The sequence below is a fragment of the Streptomyces sp. NPDC030183 genome, assembly GCF_055573455.1.
The window spans coordinates 13,728-34,928 of sequence record NZ_JBVIBK010000046.1 but is presented as its reverse complement, the minus strand read 5'-3'; the positions used below and the strand labels follow the sequence as shown (position 1 = coordinate 34,928).

Annotated in this window: 22 protein-coding genes; 13 read left to right on the top strand and 9 right to left on the bottom strand. The window is 71.4% G+C overall.

The window, feature by feature from the left end:
* The 8 genes from ACZ4Z2_RS35680 to ACZ4Z2_RS35645 all read left to right on the top strand — a co-directional run.
* Window positions 1-423 (top strand): hypothetical protein (locus ACZ4Z2_RS35680; protein WP_468081785.1); only part of this gene is annotated, 423 nt, incomplete at its 5' end.
* A 698-nt stretch (window positions 424-1,121) separates the two neighbouring features.
* Complete coding sequence (locus tag ACZ4Z2_RS35675) at window positions 1,122-2,177, top strand: BMP family lipoprotein (RefSeq protein WP_468081783.1); 1,056 nt, start codon at window positions 1,122-1,124, stop codon at window positions 2,175-2,177.
* A 227-nt stretch (window positions 2,178-2,404) separates the two neighbouring features.
* Entirely contained in the window at window positions 2,405-4,021 is a 1,617-nt protein-coding gene (locus ACZ4Z2_RS35670; protein WP_468081791.1) for an ABC transporter ATP-binding protein, read from the top strand.
* Window positions 4,021-5,145, top strand: a complete 1,125-nt coding sequence (locus ACZ4Z2_RS35665; protein WP_468081781.1) for an ABC transporter permease — start codon at window positions 4,021-4,023, stop codon at window positions 5,143-5,145. Before ACZ4Z2_RS35670 ends, ACZ4Z2_RS35665 begins: the two co-directional genes overlap by 1 nt.
* Complete coding sequence (locus tag ACZ4Z2_RS35660) at window positions 5,142-6,416, top strand: ABC transporter permease (protein ID WP_468081780.1); 1,275 nt, start codon at window positions 5,142-5,144, stop codon at window positions 6,414-6,416. The genes ACZ4Z2_RS35665 and ACZ4Z2_RS35660 overlap by 4 nt, the downstream gene beginning before the upstream one ends.
* Window positions 6,413-6,805, top strand: a complete 393-nt coding sequence (locus tag ACZ4Z2_RS35655) for a cytidine deaminase (protein ID WP_468081778.1) — start codon at window positions 6,413-6,415, stop codon at window positions 6,803-6,805. The genes ACZ4Z2_RS35660 and ACZ4Z2_RS35655 overlap by 4 nt, the downstream gene beginning before the upstream one ends.
* 101 nt (window positions 6,806-6,906) lie before the next feature.
* Window positions 6,907-8,190, top strand: a complete 1,284-nt coding sequence (locus ACZ4Z2_RS35650; protein WP_468081790.1) for a thymidine phosphorylase — start codon at window positions 6,907-6,909, stop codon at window positions 8,188-8,190.
* A gap of 44 nt (window positions 8,191-8,234) precedes the next feature.
* On the top strand, window positions 8,235-8,624 hold the full coding sequence (locus ACZ4Z2_RS35645) for an STAS domain-containing protein (RefSeq protein WP_468081776.1): 390 nt from the start codon (window positions 8,235-8,237) through the stop codon (window positions 8,622-8,624).
* On the opposite strand, the gene ACZ4Z2_RS35640 is transcribed toward ACZ4Z2_RS35645, so the two are convergent.
* The gene (locus ACZ4Z2_RS35640; protein ID WP_468081775.1) at window positions 8,517-9,521 is read right to left on the bottom strand and encodes a sigma-70 family RNA polymerase sigma factor; all 1,005 of its coding nucleotides are present in this window, start codon (window positions 9,519-9,521) and stop codon (window positions 8,517-8,519) included. The two genes, ACZ4Z2_RS35645 and ACZ4Z2_RS35640, sit on opposite strands and share 108 nt — an antisense overlap.
* A gap of 145 nt (window positions 9,522-9,666) precedes the next feature.
* Complete coding sequence (locus tag ACZ4Z2_RS35635; RefSeq protein WP_468081773.1) at window positions 9,667-10,935, bottom strand: MFS transporter; 1,269 nt, start codon at window positions 10,933-10,935, stop codon at window positions 9,667-9,669.
* Between the two features lie 63 nt (window positions 10,936-10,998).
* On the opposite strand from ACZ4Z2_RS35635, the gene ACZ4Z2_RS35630 reads away from it, so the two are divergent.
* Entirely contained in the window at window positions 10,999-11,961 is a 963-nt protein-coding gene (locus ACZ4Z2_RS35630; RefSeq protein WP_468081772.1) for a LysR family transcriptional regulator, read from the top strand.
* Window positions 11,962-12,036: 75 nt separating this feature from the next.
* On the opposite strand, the gene ACZ4Z2_RS35625 is transcribed toward ACZ4Z2_RS35630, so the two are convergent.
* Window positions 12,037-12,807, bottom strand: coding sequence for a prolyl oligopeptidase family serine peptidase (locus ACZ4Z2_RS35625; protein ID WP_468081771.1), 771 nt, complete (start codon window positions 12,805-12,807; stop codon window positions 12,037-12,039).
* A 113-nt stretch (window positions 12,808-12,920) separates the two neighbouring features.
* Here ACZ4Z2_RS35625 and ACZ4Z2_RS35620 point away from each other — a divergent pair, with 113 nt between their 5' ends.
* On the top strand, window positions 12,921-14,081 hold the full coding sequence (locus tag ACZ4Z2_RS35620; RefSeq protein WP_468081769.1) for an adenosine deaminase: 1,161 nt from the start codon (window positions 12,921-12,923) through the stop codon (window positions 14,079-14,081).
* 139 nt (window positions 14,082-14,220) lie between these two features.
* Window positions 14,221-14,592, top strand: coding sequence for an ATP-binding protein (locus tag ACZ4Z2_RS35615; RefSeq protein WP_468081768.1), 372 nt, complete (start codon window positions 14,221-14,223; stop codon window positions 14,590-14,592).
* Window positions 14,593-14,670: 78 nt separating this feature from the next.
* On the opposite strand, the gene ACZ4Z2_RS35610 is transcribed toward ACZ4Z2_RS35615, so the two are convergent.
* The 5 genes from ACZ4Z2_RS35610 to afsQ1 all read right to left on the bottom strand — a co-directional run bounded on the left by ACZ4Z2_RS35610 (window position 14,671) and on the right by afsQ1 (window position 18,575).
* Window positions 14,671-14,871 carry a PspC domain-containing protein gene (locus ACZ4Z2_RS35610; RefSeq protein ID WP_468081766.1) on the bottom strand — a complete coding sequence of 67 codons (201 nt, stop codon included), beginning with the start codon at window positions 14,869-14,871 and terminating at the stop codon, window positions 14,671-14,673.
* Between the two features lie 126 nt (window positions 14,872-14,997).
* A complete protein-coding gene (locus ACZ4Z2_RS35605; RefSeq protein WP_468081765.1) occupies window positions 14,998-15,549 on the bottom strand; it encodes a VanZ family protein in 552 nt (183 codons plus the stop codon).
* 73 nt (window positions 15,550-15,622) lie between these two features.
* A complete protein-coding gene (locus ACZ4Z2_RS35600) occupies window positions 15,623-16,222 on the bottom strand; it encodes a hypothetical protein (RefSeq protein ID WP_468081764.1) in 600 nt (199 codons plus the stop codon).
* A gap of 86 nt (window positions 16,223-16,308) precedes the next feature.
* Window positions 16,309-18,000: a sensor histidine kinase gene (locus ACZ4Z2_RS35595; RefSeq protein WP_468081762.1), complete on the bottom strand. Its 1,692-nt coding sequence runs from the start codon at window positions 17,998-18,000 to the stop codon at window positions 16,309-16,311.
* A complete protein-coding gene (gene afsQ1 / locus ACZ4Z2_RS35590; protein WP_201452638.1) occupies window positions 17,898-18,575 on the bottom strand; it encodes a two-component system response regulator AfsQ1 in 678 nt (225 codons plus the stop codon). The genes ACZ4Z2_RS35595 and afsQ1 overlap by 103 nt, the downstream gene beginning before the upstream one ends.
* Before the next feature lie 277 nt (window positions 18,576-18,852).
* Here afsQ1 and ACZ4Z2_RS35585 point away from each other — a divergent pair, with 277 nt between their 5' ends.
* Window positions 18,853-19,647, top strand: coding sequence for a SigE family RNA polymerase sigma factor (locus ACZ4Z2_RS35585; protein ID WP_468081760.1), 795 nt, complete (start codon window positions 18,853-18,855; stop codon window positions 19,645-19,647).
* Between the two features lie 231 nt (window positions 19,648-19,878).
* On the opposite strand, the gene ACZ4Z2_RS35580 is transcribed toward ACZ4Z2_RS35585, so the two are convergent.
* Window positions 19,879-20,508 carry a uridine kinase family protein gene (locus ACZ4Z2_RS35580; protein WP_468081759.1) on the bottom strand — a complete coding sequence of 210 codons (630 nt, stop codon included), beginning with the start codon at window positions 20,506-20,508 and terminating at the stop codon, window positions 19,879-19,881.
* A gap of 127 nt (window positions 20,509-20,635) precedes the next feature.
* Between ACZ4Z2_RS35580 and ACZ4Z2_RS35575 the strand changes: the two genes are divergently transcribed.
* Window positions 20,636-21,043 carry a hypothetical protein gene (locus ACZ4Z2_RS35575; RefSeq protein WP_468081757.1) on the top strand — a complete coding sequence of 136 codons (408 nt, stop codon included), beginning with the start codon at window positions 20,636-20,638 and terminating at the stop codon, window positions 21,041-21,043.
* Window positions 21,044-21,201 lie beyond the last annotated feature (158 nt).

Here is a 21,201-nt window from a genome sequence, read left to right as displayed (position 1 = left end):
CGGGACGTCGGCCGCGCCCCGGACGGGGTCGGTTGCCGCCCCTGCCGGGACGTCGGCCGCCGCCTCTGCCGGGACGTCGGCCGCGCCCCGGACGGGGTCGGTTACCGCCCCTGCTGGGACGCCGGCCACCGCCTCTGCCGGGACGTCGGCCGCGCCCCTGACGGGGTCGGTTACCGCCCCTGCTGGGACGCCGGCCACCGCCTCTGCCGGGACGTCGGCCGCGCCCCGGACGGGGTCGGTTACCGCCCCTGCTGGGACGCCGGCCACCGCCTCTGCCGGGACGTCGGCCGCGCCCCGGACGGGGTCGGTTACCGCCCCTGCTGGGACGCCGGCCACCGCCTCTGCCGGGACGTCGGCCGCGCCCCGGACGGTCGGCCACCGCCTCTGACGGGACGCCGGCCGCGGCCCTGTCGGGACGCCTGACGCCCCGAGAGGCGATGCGCCCGGCGCCCTCAACAGGGGTGCTCACGGCCCCATGCGGTGCGACGCGAAAAACCTCCCTCCCGGCAGCCCCGCCCCCCGATGGCGAAAAATGCACCACACCCCGCCACCCACTCGCCCCGGGCAAGTCCCCCTTCCCCTCACCGCCCCAGAGCACCCCCGCCAGGGGCGCGGGGAACTGCGCGACCAGCCCCAACGAACCCGCACCCGCGCCCCACCGCATCCACCCCCCACCGTCCGCGCCGGCCCCTCTCCGAGCCGCGGGGAACTGCGCGACCAGCCCCAACGAACCCGCACCCGCCACCCCACCGAAACCACCCCCCACCGTCCGCGCCGGCCCCTCTCCGAGCCGCGGGGAACTGCGCGACCAGCGCAACGAACCCGCACCCGCCACCCCACCGCACCCACCCCCCACCGCCCGCGCCGGCCACCCCTTCCCGGCCGCCCGTAACCGCGCGACCAGCCACAACAGACCCCCGCGCGCCAACCCCACCCAAACCACCCCCCACCCCCCGCGCCAACCCCCGCACCCCCTTCCGACACGGCCCCATAACAACCGGGCAACCGGGGCTTTCCCGCCAGGGTCTACGCGCGTTACCCTCGGCGAAAGCCAGCGCCGACGCTGTGAAGCACCACTGAGCAGTACCCTCCGGCGCTTGTACGACTAGGAGCACCAGAACATGCGCCGGGTTTCCCGCATCGCGGTCGCAGGCGCAGCGACCGCCTCCCTCGCCCTCGCCCTCTCCGCCTGTGGCGGCACCTCGACGGAGGCGTCGTCCTCCTCCGACTCGAAGGGCGGCGACAAGGGCCTCGCGATCGCGTACGACGTCGGCGGCAAGGGCGACCAGTCCTTCAACGACGCCGCGTACGCAGGCCTGGAGCAGGCGAAGAAGGAGTTCGGGTACCAGACCCAGGACATCGAGCCCACCGAGGGCGAGACGGACGCCGACAAGGAGCAGCGCCTGGTCTCCCTGGCCAAGCAGGGCTACAACCCGGTCATCGGCGTCGGCTACGCGTACGCGACCGCCGTGAAGGAGGCCGCCGAGCAGTACCCGGACACCACCTTCGGCATCGTGGACGACTCCACCGTCCAGCTGAAGAACGTGGCCGACCTGGTCTTCTCCGAGGAGCAGGCGTCGTACCTCGCGGGCGTCGCGGCCGCCAAGAGCACCAAGACGAACGTGGTCGGCTTCGTGGGCGGCGTGGACATCCCGCTGATCCACAAGTTCCAGGCCGGCTTCGAGCAGGGCGTCAAGGACACCAACCCCAAGGCCAAGGTGCTCACCCAGTACCTCACCCAGACGGCCGAGGAGGGCGGCTTCTCCAGCCCCGACAAGGGCAAGTCGGCCGCCGAGGGCCAGATCGAGAAGAAGGCCGACGTCGTGTACGCGGCGGCCGGTCTGTCCGGTCAGGGCGTGATCGAGGCCGCCGCCGCCAACAAGGTGTGGGCGATCGGCGTCGACTCCGACCAGTACCAGCAGGAAGCCCTCGCGAAGTACAAGGACGCGATCCTGACCTCGGCGATGAAGGACGTCGCCAAGGCGGTGTACAACCTGGCGAAGTCGGTCGAGGACGGCAAGCCCGAGACCGGTATCGTCAGGGGCGATCTGAAGAGCGGTGAGGTCGGCCTCGCCGCCTCGAACCCCACCTTCAAGGACGACACCAAGCTCCAGGAGGCCATCGAGACGGCCAAGGAGAAGATCATCAGCGGCGAGATCAAGGTCAAGACCAGCTGAGCCAGCAGGACCTCGAGCAGACACGCGACCCCGGGGACGTGCGGCCGTGCGGGAGCCGTACATCCGGCCCGCACCTCCCCGGAGCCGCTGGTAACCGCGGGGTTACGTCCGCTCAACGGGGTACGGGGAGTCTGCCTCCCTGTACCCCGTTGTCTCGGGCGTCGCCCCTTTCGATGCCGTAGGGGCGCTACGCGCGTAGACGACCCCCTTTCCCAGGAGAGTGCGCCATCAACGCGTCCAGCAGCCCTCCGGCCGACGCGGCGGTCAACGGTCAGGAGACCGCCGTCGAACTCGCCGGGATCACCAAGCGATTCCCCGGCGTGGTGGCCAACCACGACATCCACCTCACCGTCCGCAAGGGCACCGTCCACGCCCTCGTCGGGGAGAACGGCGCCGGCAAGTCGACCCTGATGAAGATCCTCTACGGCATGCAGAAGCCGGACGAGGGCACGATCGCGGTCGACGGACGGCAGGTCACCTTCTCGTCCCCCGCCGACGCCATCGCGCGCGGCATCGGCATGGTGCACCAGCACTTCATGCTGGCCGACAACCTCACCGTTCTGGAGAACGTGGTCCTCGGCAGCGAGAAGCTCTACGGCATCGGCGCCAAGGCCCGCCGCACGATCAAGGAGATCTCCGACCGGTACGGCTTCGGGGTCCGCCCCGACGTCCTCGTGGAGGAGCTGGGCGTCGCCGAGCGCCAGCGCGTGGAGATCCTCAAGGTCCTCTACCGCGGCGCCCGCACCCTGATCCTGGACGAGCCCACCGCCGTGCTGGTGCCGCAGGAGGTCGAGGCGCTCTTCGCCAACCTGCGCGAGCTCAAGGCGCAGGGCCTGTCGGTCATCTTCATCTCCCACAAGCTGGGCGAGGTGCTGTCCGTCGCCGACGAGATCACCGTCATCCGGCGCGGCACGACCGTCGGTACGGCCGTCCCCGCCGAGACCACTCCGCGCCAGCTCGCCGAGCTGATGGTCGGCAGTGAGCTGCCCACCCCGGAGACCGCCGAGTCCACGGTCACCGACCGCCCCGTACTCAGCGTCGACAAGCTCCGTCTGATGGCGCCGGGCGGCAAGGCCCTCCTGGACGACATCAGCTTCACCATCCACGCGGGCGAGGTCCTCGGCCTCGCCGGTGTCGAGGGCAACGGCCAGACCGAGCTGGTCGACGCGCTGATCGGTCTGAAGGCCGCCGACTCCGGCACGATCCGGCTCGCCGACGACGAGATCACCGCGTGGCCCACCCGCAAGCGCCGTGAGCAGGGCGTCGGCTACATCCCCGAGGATCGCCACCGGCACGGTCTGCTCCTGGAGGCCCCCCTCTGGGAGAACCGTATCCTCGGCCATGTGACCGAGCGGCCCAACGCCAAGGGCGTCTGGCTCGACCCGAAGGCCGCCCAGGAGGACACGCGCCGGATCGTCGCCGAGTACGACGTCCGCACCCCCGGCATCGACGTCACCGCCGCCTCCCTGTCCGGCGGCAACCAGCAGAAGCTGATCGTCGGCCGCGAGATGAGCCACAAGCCGCGCTTCCTGATCGCCGCCCACCCCACCCGCGGTGTGGACGTCGGCGCGCAGGCCCAGATCTGGGACCAGATCCGGGAGGCCCGCCGCGAGGGCCTGGCCGTGCTGCTGATCTCCGCCGACCTCGACGAGCTGATCGGCCTGTCCGACACCCTCCGGGTGATCTACAACGGCAAGCTGGTCGCGGACGCCGACCCGGCCACCATCACCCCAGAGGAGCTCGGCTCCGCCATGACCGGTGCCGTCACCGGCCACCTCGAACACGAAGAGACCCCCGAGACGCCGGGCAAGGCCCCCGAGTCTCCGGAAGGCGAGGCCCGCTGATGAAGAAGTTCGACAAGGAGCGGGTGCTCCTCGCGGTGGCCGGGCCGGTCCTCGCGCTCGCCGTCGCCTTCGTGCTGACCGCGATCGTGCTGCTCGCGTCCGGCAAGAACCCGGTCGAGCCGTTCACGATCATGTTCGAGCAGGCGTCGTTCTCGGACATCCAGGTCCGGATCATCAACCAGGCGTCGCTGTACTACATCGCGGCTCTCGCGGTGGCCATCGGCTTCCGCATGAACCTGTTCAACATCGGTGTCGACGGCCAGTACCTGCTCGGCGCCATGATGACGGCGATCGTCGGCGCCCACATGGACCTGCCGGCGGCCATCCAGATCCCGCTGCTGATGCTGACGGCGATCTTCACCGGCGCCTTCTGGGCCGGCATCGTCGGTGTCCTCAAGGTCACCCGCGGCGTCAGTGAGGTCGTCGCGTCGATCATGCTCAACGCGATCGCGACCTCCATCATCGGCTACCTCTGGCTGCCGAACGTCTTCGGCGTCAAGGTCGGCAACAACAACACCACCGGTGAGATGGCCGAGTCCGGCTGGGTGCCCGGCATCGACATGGGCGCCGCCGGCGAGATCTACGGCCTGGTCCTCCTCGCCGTCGCGCTCGGCGTCGGCTACTGGGTCGTCATCAACCGCACCCGCTTCGGCTTCGACCTGCGCGCCTCCGGCGCCTCGGAGACGGCCGCCGCGGCCAGCGGTGTCGACCCCAAGCGGATGATCCTCACCGCCATGCTGATCTCCGGCGGTGTCGCCGGCCTCGCGGGTCTGCCGATCCTGCTCGGCGACACGCACACCTACAGCCTCAACTTCCCCACGGGCATCGGCTTCCTCGGCATCGGCATCGCCCTGCTGGGCCGCAACAGCCCGGTCGGCATCGCCTTCGCGTCCCTGCTGTGGGCCTGGCTCGACAAGGCGTCGCCGGAGCTGGACTTCCACGGCTACGACAAGGAGATCGCGGTCATCATGCAGGGCCTGATCGTGCTCTCGGTCGTCGTCTCCTACGAGACCGTCCGTGAGTGGGGCCTGCGTCGCCAGCAGCGCCGCGTCGGCGCCGAGCTCGCCGCCGGGAACGTCCTCGGCGCGGACAACAACGTCAAGAAGGAGGTGGCTGGCCGATGACCACGAGCACCACCGCGACCGACCTCAACCAGCCCTCGCTGGAGCCCACCGCCCGGACCGGGCGCAAGATGTCGCTGCCCGTGCTGCTGCTGGTCATCTCCGGCGTTCTGGCACTCACCTCGATCGTTCGCATCATCACCGGCGCGAACGGCATCACCAACGTCAGCCAGATGTCCACCGCGCTGGAGCTGGCCGTCCCGATCGGCCTGGCCGGTCTCGGCGGTCTGTGGGCCGAGCGCTCGGGCGTGGTCAACATCGGCCTCGAGGGCATGATGATCCTCGGCACCTGGTTCGGTGCCTGGGCCGGCTTCCAGTACGGCCCGTGGACCGGTGTCCTCGTCGGCATCGCCGGCGGCGCGGTCGGCGGCCTGCTGCACGCCTTCGTCACCGTCACCTTCAACGTGAACCACATCGTCTCCGGTGTGGCCATCAACATCCTGGCCCTCGGCGCCACCCGCTACCTCGCCCCGCTGGCCTTCGAGGGCCACCAGGGCGGTTCCGCCAAGCAGTCCCCGCCGGTCGAGTCCATCGGCGACTTCACCATCCCCGGACTGTCGGACGCGCTGACGGAACTCAACTCCAAGGGCTGGTTCTTCATCTCGGACCTCGCCGGCCTGCTCGGCGGTCTGGTCACCAACGTCTCGTGGCTGACCCTCGTCGCCGTCGCGCTGGTCCCCGCCACCTGGTGGATCCTGTGGCGCAGCGCCTTCGGCCTGCGGCTGCGCTCCTGCGGTGAGAACCCGATCGCCGCCGAGTCCCTCGGTGTCAACGTCTACAAGTACAAGTACATCGCCGTGATCATCTCCGGCGGTCTGGCCGGCCTCGGCGGAGCCTTCCTCTCCATCGTCGCCAACCCCTTCTACCTGGAGGGCCAGACCAGCGGCCGCGGCTTCATCGGCCTCGCCGCGATGATCTTCGGCAACTGGATGCCGGGCGGCCTCGCCCTCGGCGCCGGCCTGTTCGGCTACACCGACAGCCTCAACCTGCGCGGCGGCTCGGAGAACGTCCACGCCCTGCTGCTGCTCGGCGCGCTGCTGCTGTTCATCGGCGCGATCTGGCTGGCCGTCCGCAAGAAGTTCGTCCCGGCCCTGATCACCGCCGTCATCGGCGCCCTGGTGTTCACCTGGTACGCCACCACCAACGAGGTCCCGAACCAGGTCGTCGCCGCCACCCCGTACGTCATCACGCTGATCGTCCTCGCGCTCTCCGCGCAGCGGCTGCGGATGCCGAAGGCGGACGGCCTGCCGTACCGGAAGGGACAGGGCAAGTGACCGCCGTCGACTGGGAGAAGCTGCGTACGGTGGCCCGGGACGCCATGTCCCGGGCGTACGCCCCGTACTCCGGCTACCCGGTCGGCGTGGCGGCCCTCGTCGACGACGGCCGGATCGTCTCGGGCTGCAACGTCGAGAACGCCTCCTACGGGCTCGGACTGTGCGCGGAGTGCGGTCTCGTCTCGGAGCTGCAGAACAGCGGCGGTGGCCGCCTCACGCACTTCACCTGCGTGGACGGCAAGGGCGAGGTCCTCGTCCCGTGCGGCCGCTGCCGGCAGCTGCTGTACGAGTTCGGCGGGCCCGACCTGCTGCTGGAGACCCCCGGCGGGATCCTCCCCCTCTCACAGATGCTGCCCCAGGCCTTCGGCCCGGACCATCTCACCAAGTAACTCCCGTGCGGCCCCTCCTGACGACCGGTCGGAGGGGCCGCTCCCTTTCCGATCCTCACCGGGTCGCTTTCGGAACCTTCGAAAGGAAAGCCATGACTGTGCTGTCGATGGACGCCATCTCCGTGATCCGCACCAAGCGGGACCGCGGCGAGCTGAGCGACGAGCAGATCGACTGGGTCATCGACGCGTACACCCGCGGGGAGGTCGCCGACTACCAGATGGCCGCCCTGAACATGGCGATCCTGCTCAACGGCATGAACCGCCGTGAGATCGCCCGCTGGACGGCCGCGATGATCGCCTCCGGCGAGCGCATGGACTTCTCCTCCCTGTCCCTGCCGACCGCCGACAAGCACTCCACGGGCGGTGTCGGCGACAAGATCACCCTCCCGCTGGCGCCCCTGGTCGCGGCCTGCGGCGCGGCCGTCCCCCAGCTCTCGGGCCGCGGCCTCGGCCACACCGGCGGCACCCTGGACAAGCTGGAGTCCATCCCCGGCTGGCGCGCCCTCCTCTCCAACGAGGAGATGCTGTCCGTGCTGGACAGCGTGGGCGCGGTGATCTGCGCGGCGGGCGACGGCCTGGCCCCCGCCGACAAGAAGCTGTACGCGCTCCGCGATGTCACGGGCACCGTCGAGGCCATCCCGCTCATCGCGTCCTCGATCATGTCGAAGAAGATCGCGGAGGGCACCGGCTCGCTCGTCCTCGATGTGAAGGTCGGCAGCGGCGCCTTCATGAAGACCATCGAGGACGCCCGTGAGCTGGCCTCCACGATGGTCGGCCTGGGCACGGACCACGGTGTGAAGACCGTGGCGCTCCTGACGGACATGTCCACCCCGCTGGGTCTGACCGCCGGCAACGCGCTGGAGGTCCGCGAGTCGGTCGAGGTCCTCGCGGGCGGCGGCCCGGCGGACGTCGTCGAGCTGACGATCGCCCTGGCCCGCGAGATGCTCGACGCGGCCGGCGTGAAGGACGCCGACCCGGCGAAGGCGCTGGCCGACGGCTCCGCCATGGATGCCTGGCGCCGCATGATCGCGGCCCAGGGCGGCGACCCCGACGCGGTGCTGCCCACCTCCCGCGAGCAGCACATCGTCAAGGCGCCCTCGTCGGGCGTCCTGACCCGCCTCGACGCCTACGACATCGGCATCGCCGCCTGGCGTCTCGGCGCCGGCCGCGCCCGCAAGGAGGACCCGGTCCAGGCCGCCGCGGGCGTCGAGATGCACGCCAAGCCCGGCGACACCGTCACCGAGGGCCAGCCGCTGCTCACCCTGCACACGGACACCCCCGAGCGCTTCTCCTACGCGCTGGAGGCCGTCGAGGGCTCGTACGACATCGCCGCCGCGGGCACGCCGTTCACCCCGAACCCGATCGTGCTGGACCGCATCGCCTGAGCGGGCTGCCCGCCACGGCCGACGCCGCTGTCGTCGCGTCCGCGATGAGTTTTGGGGGCCGGTCCGGTCTACCCATCGTGGATGCGACGACACCCGCCGTACTCGTGCTGCCAGGCCCCGTCACCCGGGACGAGGTGCCCCGGCTCTGTGCCGAGGTGCGCGCGCGACTGGAGGCCGACCGGGCAGGCGGTGTCGTGGTGTGCGACGTCGCCGGGATCGGGCCGCCCGGGCTGGGAGCGGTCGACGTCCTGGCCCGGTTGCAGCTCGCCGCGAAGCGGGCCGGGGGCCGTATACGGCTGCGGGACCCCGACCCGGCGCTGTGCGCGCTACTGCGCCTGGTCGGACTTGCCCTCGATGTGGAGCGGCAGGTCGAAGAGGGGGAACCAGCGGGCGGTGTCCAGGAAGCAGTGGAACCCGGCGATCCGGCCCTCTGATATCTCCAGCACCTGCACGGCCCACGCGGTGAAGCCGCCCTTCTCCTCGTCGGGCTTGTACTGCGCGAAGCCCGGCAGGCCGTTCACCGCGACGGGCACCAGGTGCGAGCCGGCGCAGGCGGCGCCCAGCGTGGTCATGAACCCGGTGATGTCGCCGGTGCCGGTGAGCCACAGGTCGAACGGCGGCATCGTCATCACCGCGTCCTCGTGCAGCAGGGCCGTCAGCGCCGTCATGTCGTACCCCTCGAAGGCGGCGACATAGCGCTCCAGCAGCTTCTGCTGCTCCTCGTCGAGCGGGTCGGACACATCGCCCTCGGCCGCCCGGCCCTCGCCGAGGGTCGCGCGGGCCCGCTGGAGCGCGCTGTTCACCGAGGCGACCGAGGTGTCCAGCAACTCGGCGACCTCGCTCGCCTTCCAGGCCAGCACCTCGCGCAGGATGAGCACGGCGCGCTGCTTGGCGGGCAGCTTCTGCAGGGCGGCGACGAACGCCAGCCGCACCGACTCCTTGGCCACCGCCGCCTCCGCCGGGTCGGCGGTCGTCGGCAGCACCCGGGCGTCGGGGACGGGCTCCAGCCAGGTGTTGTCGGGGCGGGGGGCGAGGGCGGCCTGGGCGAGGGGGGTGGATTCGGTGAGATCCATGGGCCGGGCCCGCTTGTTCCCCGCGGTCAGCATGTCCAGGCAGACGTTCGTCGCGATGCGGTACAGCCAGGACCGCAGGGAGGACCTGCCCTCGAACTTCTCGTAGCTGCGCCAGGCGCGGATCATCGTGTCCTGCACGGCGTCCTCCGCCTCGAAGGACGAGCCGAGCATCCGGTAGCAGTACCCGGTCAGCTCGACCCGGTGCTTCTCCAGCCGGACGTCCAGATCCGCCGTCACCGTCGCCGTACCGTCACTCATGGCCAACCCACCCCTGTGGCTCTTTCCGTCACACGCACCAGTGCGTGCCAACACTCCGGAAGCTACCGCAGCCCACTGACAATGGCTCCCGGAGCGGACGAAGGGCCAGGTCAGCGGGCTGTGGTGGAACGGGGTGGAGGGGGCGTCAGACGGTGGCGAGCCTCCGCTGCGCGCGAGCGGCGCGCGACCCCACCACGGTGATCGCCACGACCCCCAGCACGGCCAGCAGGCCCATGGACACGGTCCCGGCCCAGCCGCCCGCGTGGAACGCCATCGCGCCGAGCGTGCTGCCCGCGCTGGACCCCACGTAATACGCCGACTGGTACAGCGCGGACGCCTGCGCCCGCCCCTCCTTCGCCGTGTGGCTGACCGCCGACGACGCCACCGCGTGCCCGGCGAAGAACCCGGCGGTGATCAGCACCAGCCCGATCAGCACCAGCGGCAGCGACCCGGACAGCGAGACCAGCAGACCGGCGGTCGTCGTACCGCCCGCGAGGTACAGCGCACCCCGCCGCCCCAGCCGCGCGACCAGCTTCCCGGCGGTCGAGGCGGACACCGTGCCGACCAGGTACACCAGGAAGATCGAGCCGATGACACCCTGCGGCAGCGAGAACGGGGCCTCGGTCAGCCGGTAGCCGATGACGGTGTAGACGGCGCCGAAGACGGTCATGAAGAGCGCGCCGATGGCGTACAGCCGCCGCAGCAGCGGGTCACCGAGGTGCGCGCGGACCGTACGGGCCAGCACCGCCGGCCGCGGAGAGCCCGCCACGAAGTGCCTCGGCGCGGGCAGCAGCAGCCGGAAGGCCACCGCGCACCCCACCGCGATCAGGCCGAGCACACCGAGCGCGACCCGCCAGCCCCACTCCTGCGCGACCCAGCCGGTCACGATCCGCCCGCTCATGCCGCCGACGCTGTTGCCGGCGACGAAGAGGCCGATCGCGGTGACGAGGGCCCTGGGCCGGACCTCCTCGGCGAGATAGGCGGTCGCGGAGGCCGGCACACCGGCCAGCGCGGCGCCCTGCACCGCGCGCAGCACCACCAGCGCGGCCAGCGAGGGCGCGAAGGGGATCAGCAGCGCGACCCCGACCGCGACCGCCAGCGACCCCGTCATCACCGCGCGCCGCCCGAACCGCTCCGACAGCGCGCTCATCGGCAGCACGAACAGCGCCAGCGCGCCGGTCGCCGCCGAGACCGTCCAGCTGGCCGCGCTCGCGGTGCCCCCGAAGCCGGTGGAGATCAGCGGCAGCAGGGCCTGCGTGGAGTACAGGAGGGCGAAGGTGGCGACCCCCGCGAGGAACAGCGCCAGGCTCATCCGGCGGTAGCCGGGACCTCCCGGCGCCACGCGGGTGTCGACGGGGGTGCTGACTGATCCGGCGCCCACCTTGGTGGACGCCTCGGTACTGGCGGAAGGCATGCCTCGAAGCTACGTACGCCGTTTCTCATCCGTCCAATGCATGGAACCCCCATAATCGTTCCTGTGATGCATCAGCAGAGGTCAGAGCCGCGGCTGTCACCGTCCGGTGACACAGAAGACATCGAGGACGTCGTCCTGCGGCTCGCGCCCCGCCTCGCCTACTTCGCCGGTGTCGCCCGCACCGAGCACGTCACCCGGGCCGCGCAGGAGATGCAGGTCCCGCAGTCGACCCTGTCGCGGGCCATGGTCCGGCTCGAACAGGACCTCGGCGTCGACCTGTTCGCCCGCCGCGGCCGCACGGTCTCCCTCACCCACGCCGGGCGCACCTTCCACGCCTCCGTCGAACGCGCCCTCGCCGAGATCGAGCGCGCCGCCGACGAGGTCCGCGCCGACGCCGACCCGGCCACCGGCAAGGTCGCCTTCGGATTCCTGCACACCATGGGCGCCGAGACCGTCCCCGGCCTGCTCCAGGCGTTCCGCGCCGAGCACCCCCGCGTCCGCTTCAGCCTCGTCCAGAACTACGGCGAGGCCATGATCGAACGGCTGCGCGCGGGCGAACTCGACCTCTGCCTCACCTCGCCCGTCCCGGACGCCCCCGACCTCGTCGCCCGCCGCCTCGACGAGCAGAAGCTCCGCCTCGTCGTCCCCGCCGACCACCGCCTCGCCGCCCGTAAACGCGTCCGCCTCGCCGAGGCAGCCGACGAAACGTTCGTCACCCTCGAACCCGGCTACGGCATGCGCCGCATCACCGACGACCTTTGCAGCCAGGCGGGCTTCAAGCCCCGTATCGCCTTCGAGGGCGAGGAGGCCGAGACGCTGCGCGGGCTCGTCGCCGCCGGACTGGGGGTGGCCCTGCTGCCCCCGCCGGCCGTCCCGAGGCCGGGCGTCGTGGAGCTGACGGTCACCGCGCCCCGAGCGGCCCGGGAGATCGGCGTCGCCTGGCTGGCCGGACACCCGGACACACCCCCGGTGGCGGCCTTCAAGAAGTTCCTGCTGTCGAGGAAGGGCCGCCTCCTCGACGACTGATCACGGGCCTGATCACCCGCGCCTGATCAGCCGCGCCTGATCACGCCCGACTGATCGCGCGCGGGAACGGACCCTTCAGCCGCCCCACCGGGAGCGCACCGACCCGAACCCGGAGGCGAGGGGCATCCGCAGCCCCAGCGGCGGCGGCGCGGCGAGCGCGTCCTCCACCGGCCGCGAGAACGTCCGCCCGAACAGCACCCCCATCACGAAGTCCGAGGCGAGCGCGTGCACCTCGTCGCGGTACTGCGTCAGCCCGTGCCGGTCCGCGTGCACCTCGAACCGGCAGATGTCGGGGTTGGTCTTCTTCGCGCGCGCGGCGAACCGGAACGACAGCTCCGGGTCGACCCGCTCGTCGTTCGTGCCGTGCACGATCAGCACCCGCCGCCCCGCGAGCTGTTTCACCGGTTCGGGCGGCGCGGCAACGTCCTCCTCGGGCAGCCAGGGAGCGATCGCCAGCACGGAGTTGACGGCGTCGTGCCCCCCGGCGTGCAGCGCGGCCCGCGCCCCCATGTGCAGCCCCACCAGGCACACCGGCACGTCCCCGTAGCGCCGGACCACCTCGTCCGCGGCCCACTCGGCGTCCCGCGCGAGCCGTGCCTCCGTACCGTTCCAGCCGCGGTGGCGGTAGTGCACGACATGGGCCGCCAGGCCCTCCTCGCGCCCCGCGCGGACCAGCCGGCGGCCGAGGGCGCGTACGGAGGCGGTGGCGACCATGGGGGAGGGTCTGCGGGTGGATGCCTCGTCGCCGGCCGGGAGGAGCAGGACCACCGCGCCGACCGTGCTGGGCTCCGGACCGAACGTCCGCCCAAGTCGGGGCGTTCGTACCGGCATTGCTTGCTGCGCCATGACAGAACAGTGTCAGAAGAGATGGTGTACGCCACCCGTCCTGCGGGTCACCGTTGGGTATCGACGGCACTGCCCGACAGGTGCTCTACGCGCGTAGGCGATATGGTGCGAAAATGACGAACCAGACTGACCGGACCGGAACCACCCCGGACTCGGACCAGATCCGCCGGGCGCCCAAGGTTCTGCTGCACGACCATCTCGACGGCGGGCTCCGCCCCGGCACCGTCATCGAACTCGCCGAAGCCTCCGGCTACACCCCCCGGCTTCCGGAGACCGACCCCGACCGGCTCGGGGTCTGGTTCCGCGAGGCCGCCGACTCCGGTTCCCTGGAGCGGTACTTGGAGACCTTCTCCCACACCGTCGGCGTCATGCAGACCCGTGACGCGCTCTTCCGGGTCGCCGCCGAGTGCGCGCAGGACCTCGCCGAGGACGGTGTCGTCTACGCCGAGGTCCGCTACGCCCCCGAGCAGCACCTCGACGGCGGCCTCAGCCTGGAAGAGGTCGTCGAGGCCGTCAACGAGGGCTTCCGCGAGGGCGAGCGCCGGGCCAGGGAGGCCGGGCACCGCATCCGTGTGGGCGCCCTGCTCACCGCCATGCGGCACGCCGCCCGTGCCCTGGAGATCGCCGAACTCGCCAACCGCTACCGCGACCTGGGCGTCGTCGGCTTCGACATCGCCGGCGCGGAGGCCGGCTACCCGCCCACCCGGCACCTCGACGCCTTCGAGTACCTCAAGCGGGAGAACAACCACTTCACCATCCACGCCGGGGAGGCGTTCGGCCTGCCCTCCATCTGGCAGGCGTTGCAGTGGTGCGGCGCCGACCGGCTCGGCCACGGCGTGCGCATCATCGACGACATCCAGGTCCACGAGGACGGCTCGGTGAAGCTCGGCCGTCTCGCCTCCTACGTCCGCGACAAGCGCATCCCGCTGGAGCTGTGCCCGAGCTCCAACCTCCAGACGGGCGCCGCCCGTTCCTACGCCGAGCACCCCATCGGACTGCTGCGGCGGCTGCACTTCCGCGCCACGGTCAACACCGACAACCGGCTGATGTCCCACACCAGCATGAGCCGTGAATTCGAGTACCTGGTCGAGGCTTTCGGTTACACGCTCGACGACATGCAGTGGTTCTCGGTCAATGCTATGAAGTCAGCATTCATTCCTTTCGATGAACGACTGGCCATGATCAATGACGTGATCAAGCCCGGCTATGCCGAGTTGAAATCCGAATGGCTGTTCCGTCAAACGGCCTCCACCAGCGGTTCTGTCGACGAATAACCTCGATCAATCACTTCCGGGAGCGACCGCGCGAAGGGTGACGCGGCCGCTTGTCGATGTTTGCCTCCGGCGGGACTTTGGTGTTTACGTTTCGGCACCGCTCACCACCCGTCAAACGCATTCCAAGGACGCATTCAACATGAAGCAGTCTGCTGCCAAGACCCTCGGTGTCGCCGCCCTCGGTGCCGCCATCGCCGCTGCGGGCGCGGGCGCCGCGAACGCCGCCCCGAGTGTGCCGGCCGCTCCCGACGCCTCCCAGGCCGTGGGCACCGTCACCCAGTCGCTGCCGGTGGAGAACGTGTCGAAGGCGCTGCCGGGTACCGCCGGGGCCGTCACCCAGGGGCAGCGGGCGCTCGGCGCCGGGCTGGAGTCGGCGCAGCCCGCCGTCGCCAACGTCCTCGCCGAGGGGCCGGCCGCCCCCGTCGGCGGGCTGCTGGGCGGTCTCCCCGTCGGCAAGGCGCTGCCCACCAAAGGTCTCGGCGTGAACGGCCTGCCCCTCGGCGGCGCCTGAGCGGACCGCTCCACTCTGTACGCCCATGGGGCGCACCCTCGCCAGGGTGCGCCCCATGGGCGTGTCAGCGGATACGCGTCACCACGCCGTGCGGGCCTTCCCCTCGGACGGGAAGAGGATCCACAGGGCTATGTAGAGCAGGAACTGCGGGCCCGGAAGCAGACACGACACGAGGAACAGCACACGCATCGTGGTCGCGGAGGTGCCGAAGCGCCGGGCCAGCGCTGCGCACACTCCGCCGATCATCCGGTCGTCCGTGGGGCGGGCAAGGCGGCTCATGGGGGGCTCCTTCGTCAGCGTAGGGCGTCGGCCGCGGGCCGACGGTGGGGACGGGGCCTCCTGATGGCCGCCGCTCTGTTTTCCACACCAACCACGCTACGGTGACGAAGCGGACGAAGCGTCACTCTACGGAACCATTCCGACCCTGGGAATCGTCGGGGTCCGACCCTGAGAGTGCTCCTCCCGGCGGCGGCCCGTCCCGACCCCGGTCTCCGCCCTGCGGCGGAGCGCCGCCCTGGCCGCCGGGACGACGGCGAGGTGGGCGAGGCCCACACCCACCGCGTTCAGCAGGATCGAGTCGATGTCCACGACCTGGCCCGGCACACCGGTCTGCAACAGCTCGATGGCCAGCGACAGCAGGGCCCCGGCCGCGACCGACCGGGCCAGCGAGGCGACCGGCGACACCGACAGCCTGCCGTGCACCAGGGGCAGCAGCACACCGAGCGGTGCCAGCAGCGCGAGCCCCTCGCCGATCCGCAGGGCCGCCTCCGGCCAGCCCAGCGCCAGATCCGCTCTGATCCCCGCGAAGGGCCGCATGTTGGTCGGACTCACCCAGGTGACGTCCAGCGGACGCAGCGTGATCCAGGCAACGACCGCGAGATGTGCGGCGAGGAGGACACCCCCCGCCGCACGAACACGGACCGCGGCACTACCGCCGCTCGTACCTTGACGCTGCACGCCCCCCAAGACGCGCCCTCCGGCGCGATCGGTTCCGCTCGATTTTTCCGGCGGTCCGGGGCGGCGGCCGACCTCAGGAGGCCGCGACCTCCGTGGAGGGCGGTATCCCCGCCCCCGGATCGGACTGGACGTCCGCGGTGCACTCGTACCTGCGCAGCGCGTCGGCGCTGGTGCTGCCCAGGACGACCGAGCCGTTGTCGCCGGTCGCCGCCGTGTCCGCGAAGGTGCACACGATCTGCGCGAGCGCGTACTTGGGCAGGGCGTCGGGGGCGGTGGACAGCCGCAGGGCGTCGTCCGGGTCGTCCGGGCGAGGGCCGGTCACCGTGATGCCGGACGGCACGGCCGTCCGGTAGCCGGCCTCGTCCTCCACACCCGACGGCGGCTCGCCCAGGGCGTCCAGGAGGCCCTGGGCAACCACCACGCGCCGTTTCGCCTCGTCCGTGCCGTCGGCGACCCGCACCGAACGGTCGACCCGGACGAGCGCCCCGGAGCAGAGCAGGAACACCTCGACGGGCGTCCCGGACGGGTTGGCCTGCGTCGCGATGTCCGTCACCGACGACTCGCAGGGCACCATGGAGGGCGCCGGACCGAAGTCCGTCGGCACCTGGGTGGCCCGGATCCCGCAGCCCGTCAGCAGTCCCGTGAGCACGCCGCCCGCCGCGAGGATCCGCACGCCCCGCACCCGCGCGGCCCGCCCCCGTGGCTCCCGCGTCCGCGTCCGTCGTACCCGAGCGTCTCTCGTCGGCACCTCTCGTATCGTCACTGCCCGTCCCCCTCGGTGTCCTCCGTGCCGGTGTCGCCCTGGTCCCCGTCGCGTTCCCCCGCGATCAGCGGGGCGGCGTCCCGGGGCAGGCGGAGGGTGAAGACCGCGCCGCCCTTGGGGGAGTTGGCGGCCGTGATCCCGCCGCCGTGGATGTGGGCGTTCTCCAGGGCGATGGACAGGCCGAGGCCGCTGCCCTCGGAGCGCGGCCGGGAGGCGCTCGCCTTGTAGAAGCGGTCGAACACGTGCGGAAGGACGTCCTCGGGGATGCCGGGGCCGTGGTCCTGCACCTCGATCAGCAGGTCCTCGCCCTCCAGGCGCACCGAGACCCGGACCGGCGAACCGCCGTGCTTGAGGGCGTTGCCGATGAGGTTGGCGAGGATCACGTCCAGGCGGCGCGGGTCGAGGTTGGCCATGATGCCGCGCTCGGCGTCCAGTTCCACCGCGTCCAGCCAGGCGCGGGCGTCGATGCAGGCGGTGATCTGGTCGGCGATGTCCACGTCGTCGAGGACCAGCCGGGCCGTGCCCGCGTCGAAGCGGGTGACTTCCATCAGGTTCTCGACCAGGTCGTTCAGGCGCCGGGTCTCGCTCACCACGAGCCGTACGGCGGGCTCGATCATCGGGTCGACGCTGCCGGTCTCCGCGTCCAGCTCCTCCTCCAGCACCTCCGTGACGGCGGTGATCGCCGTCAACGGCGTACGCAGCTCGTGCGACATGTCGGCGACGAAGCGGCGGGACGCCTCCTCGCGGGCGCTCATGTCGTCGACCTTCTTCTCCAGGGACTCCGCCGCGAGGTTGAACGTCCGGGAGAGGTCGGCCAGTTCGTCGGTGCCGGAGACGCGCAGCCGGGTGTCGAGCTTGCCCTCGCCGAGCCGCCGGGCGGCCACCCCGAGGCGCTGCACCGGCTTCAGCACGGTCGTCGCGGCGGCCTGCGCGAGCAGCGCCGAGCCGATCAGCGACAGCGCCGTCGCGATCCCCAGCGACCAGGCCAGCGAGTTGAGGTCCTCCGCCTCCTTCTCCAGCGACTTGCGCATGTAGGCGGTCGGGCCGCCGCCGATCATCTTCGCGCCGCCCACGAGATACGGGGTGTCGCCGTCGATGACCCGCTGCCAGTACACGTGGTACGGGTGCTGGTTGCCGGAGGTGATCTTCTGCCGCTTGTTGACGGCCTTCCGCAGGGACACGGGCACGTCGTCCAGGGTGAAGCCGTTCAGCGCGTTGTCGGTCGAGGAGCCCGACACGGTCCTGCCGGTGGCGTCCTCGTCGATGAGCAGTACGCCGAAGCGCTCACCGCCGTCGGCCATCTTCCGTGCCGCGACCCGCAGTTGGTCCTGGGTGGGGTGGGGGCGCAGGGTGCTCACATGGCTCTGCAGCTCACGCTCGAAGTCATTGAGCGCCGCGTCCTGCGCACGGCTCTGCACGGCCTCCCGGTTGAGCCAGTACGCGATGCCGGACGCGGACACGGCGGCCGTGAGCGCCACCAGCCCGAAGACCACCACCAGGCGCAGCCGCAGACTGGTGAAACGGATACGTGACTGGACTTTCGTACGCGTCGCGGACCAGCCGCGGATCCCCCCTCGAGCCTTCGTCACTGAGGAACGTCCAGCCGGTAGCCCACACCACGGACCGTACGGATCAGGGTCGGAGACGACGGCACGTCCTCGACCTTCGCGCGCAGCCGCTGGACGCACGCGTCGACCAGCCGGGAGTCGCCCAGGTAGTCGTGCTCCCACACGAGGCGCAGCAACTGCTGCCGGGACAGGGCCTGTCCGGGGCGCCTGCTCAGCTCCAGCAGCAGCCGCAGCTCGGTCGGCGTCAGCTGGAGGTCCTCGCCGTTCTTCGTCACGGTCATGGCCGCGCGGTCGATGACGAGGTTGCCGAACGTCGCCGCGTCGTTGGCCTCGCGCTCACCGCGCCGCAGCACCGCGCGGATCCGGGCGTCCAGCACCCGCCCCTGCACGGGCTTGACGACGTAGTCGTCCGCACCGGACTCCAGACCCACCACGACGTCGATGTCGTCGCTGCGGGCGGTCAGCAGGATGATCGGCAGCTGGTCGGTGCGCCGGATGCGACGGCACACCTCGAAGCCGTCGATGCCGGGCAGCATCACGTCCAAAACGATCAGATCCGGCCGCTGTTCGCGCAGCAGCTTGAGACCATCCTCGCCGGTGGCGGCGGTGGCGACACGGTGCCCCTGGCGCGTCAGTGAGAGCTCCAGGGCCGTGCGGATGGCGTCGTCGTCCTCGATCAGCAACAGGGAAGGCACGGGCTCATTCTGGCCCATGGCATGGCCATGAATCGACCGTTGAAGCGCTCCCACGCGACACCCGCACACGATCGTGCCTTTCGCGTAGCCGTACGACTCTTCTGTGTGATCGCGCCGTTGTCTTCCCCGGGGCCGGCCCCTGTGACAGGTCTGTGACAGTCGGCGGACACGGCCATGAAGGTGGCCGGGCAATCTTTTCGGCACGAGCAAGAAGCACCGCGGCGGCGAGGCGCCGAAGCGGGGCGAGAGACCGGAACTCCACGACGGGGGGCGCGAGATGAACACGCTGCACAGCAACAGCACTGGCGCAGTTGTCACGCGTCTCCACGACGTCATCCGGAACACGGAGAAGTCCGGTGCCGAAGGGGGTCCCTCCCGCGCGAGCGGATTCGAGCGTGGGGGAGGGCGGGGGTGCGCTCGCGGCACCGGGCGTCAGCACACCACGTTCATGTCGGTGGTTGACGCACATGTGGGGGGAAGCACCACGGGGGTGGCCCACGGGGGAACGGGGGCCGCGTACGGGGACGGCACGGGGGAGCGCCGTTCTGTGTCGGAGGCGGAGTTCACCGCCTACGTCCAGGAGCGTCGTGCCTCCCTGTACGCAACCGCCTACCACCTGACCGGTGACCGCTTCGAGGCCGAGGACCTCCTCCAGAGCGCCCTCTTCTCGACGTACAGGGCGTGGGACCGGATCAGTGACAAGGCCGCGGTCGGGGGCTACCTCCGCCGCACCATGACCAATCTGCACATCAGCGCGTGGCGCCGCCGCAAGCTGAACGAGTACCCGACCGAGGAGCTGCCGGAGACCGCCGGCGACACGGACGCGATGCGCGGCACCGAACTGCGCGCCGTCCTGTGGCAGGCGCTCGCCCGGCTCCCCGAACTCCAGCGGACGATGCTGGTCCTTCGTTACTACGAGGGCCGCACCGACCCGGAGATCGCGGAGATCCTCGACATCAGTGTCGGCACGGTGAAGTCCAGCATCTGGCGGTCCCTGCGCCGCCTGCGCGAGGACGAGGTCCTCAGCTTCGGCCGTGACGAGGAGGAGTCCTTCGGGGAGCTTGTCGCCTGAAGGTCTGGGGGGAGCAAGGTAAGCGGGGGGAAGTAAAGGGGATCACGGGGGATCCGGGGGAGATCGCGGTGGCGCGGGGGAGCGCCGCCGCGACAACCGGGGGGAACCGACGGGACCACGGGGGACACGGGGTCACGACGGGGGACAACGGGGGAAGCGGGACTGGAGGGCCGGGGGGTCCGTCCAGTCCCGCTTTGTCGTTCCCCGTGTTCCGTTCGTCGCCCGCGATCTCTAGGCCGGCGCCTGCGCGCGGCGGCCCGCGGCGGCCGACGCCAGCCGCCCGAGTGCCTCGTCCTTGTCGCAGGCGTGGGCGCCCAGCTCCGACTGCCGGGCCACGATCGACCGCTCCAGACGCATCAGCCGCCAGCCGCGCCGCAGCAGGAAGGGCACCGACTTGCGGCCCTCCTTCAGATCGCGCAGGAAGCGGCGGCGGAACGTCGTCACCGGGCCCCGGGTCAGGCACAGCGCGTCCGCGAGGACGCCGAGTTCGCGGCAGCGCCCCACGATCTCCGCGGCGAAGATGCCCTCCGCGATGAACAGCGGCGTGCGCTCGATGCCCAGGGTCTCCCAGCCGGTGCGCGCGCTGAGCGAGATGTCGTACGCCGGGACGGTCGTCCGGCCCGTGCGGCACAGCTCCTCGATCGCGGCGACCGCGGCGTCCGCGTCCCAGGACAGCGGATGGTCCCAGTCGATGTCCGTGCTGCCCGCCACCAGCGGCAGCGTCGGGTCGTCACCCTCCTTGTAGAAGTCGTCGAGCCGCAGCACGGGCAGGCCGGAGCGGGCGGCGAGGAGGGATTTGCCTGAGCCGGACGGACCGGACAGCAGGACGACCCGGGTCGGTATCGGGGGATGCGAACTCACGAGAGTCCAGTGTGAGGCATCGCGCGGCTCCCGCCGAGTCGGCGGGTCGCCCTTGGAGCGCACATCACACCTCAACTACCGTGTGTGCCTCCATGCTTACTTTCCGCAGTAGAAAGTGACCACGCTGATGGCTCGACACTCGGCCCCCCAGTCCCCCCTCGCCCGGCGGGCGTTGCTCGCCGTCACGACCGCGGGCGTCGCGCTCGGCGCGGGCGCCGGTACGGCCGCCGCCGCGGACGGTGCCGCTCCCGTCGTCGACGTGCTGCGCACCCGCCCCACCTCGCTCGGGTCGGTGGACCCCCAGTCCGGCCTCCAGGCGCTGACCGGCACCGTCGGCTACGTCACCGGCCCGGTCGCCGGCCTCAAGCCCAACCCGCTCGCCGGCACGGGCGTCGACCCGCTCGACAACGGCGTGGGCACCCAGCTCGCCGACTTCCAGGCCGTCAAGTCGACGGCCCTGACGGGGCCGGTGGCGCAGGCGCCGTCGATCGGGAGCATCCCGGTGCTGGGGCAGGTGGTGGGCGGCCTGCACTGATCACGGCCCCCTGCGGCGGGACGCGGAAACCGCGCGGCCGGGCCGGGGGGGGGGGGGGGGGGGGGAGGGGGGGGGGGGGGGGGGGGTGGGGGGGAGGGGGGGGGAGGAGAAGACACGGCCACCCACACCACCGAGGGGTACGACATTCCGGCTTTTCC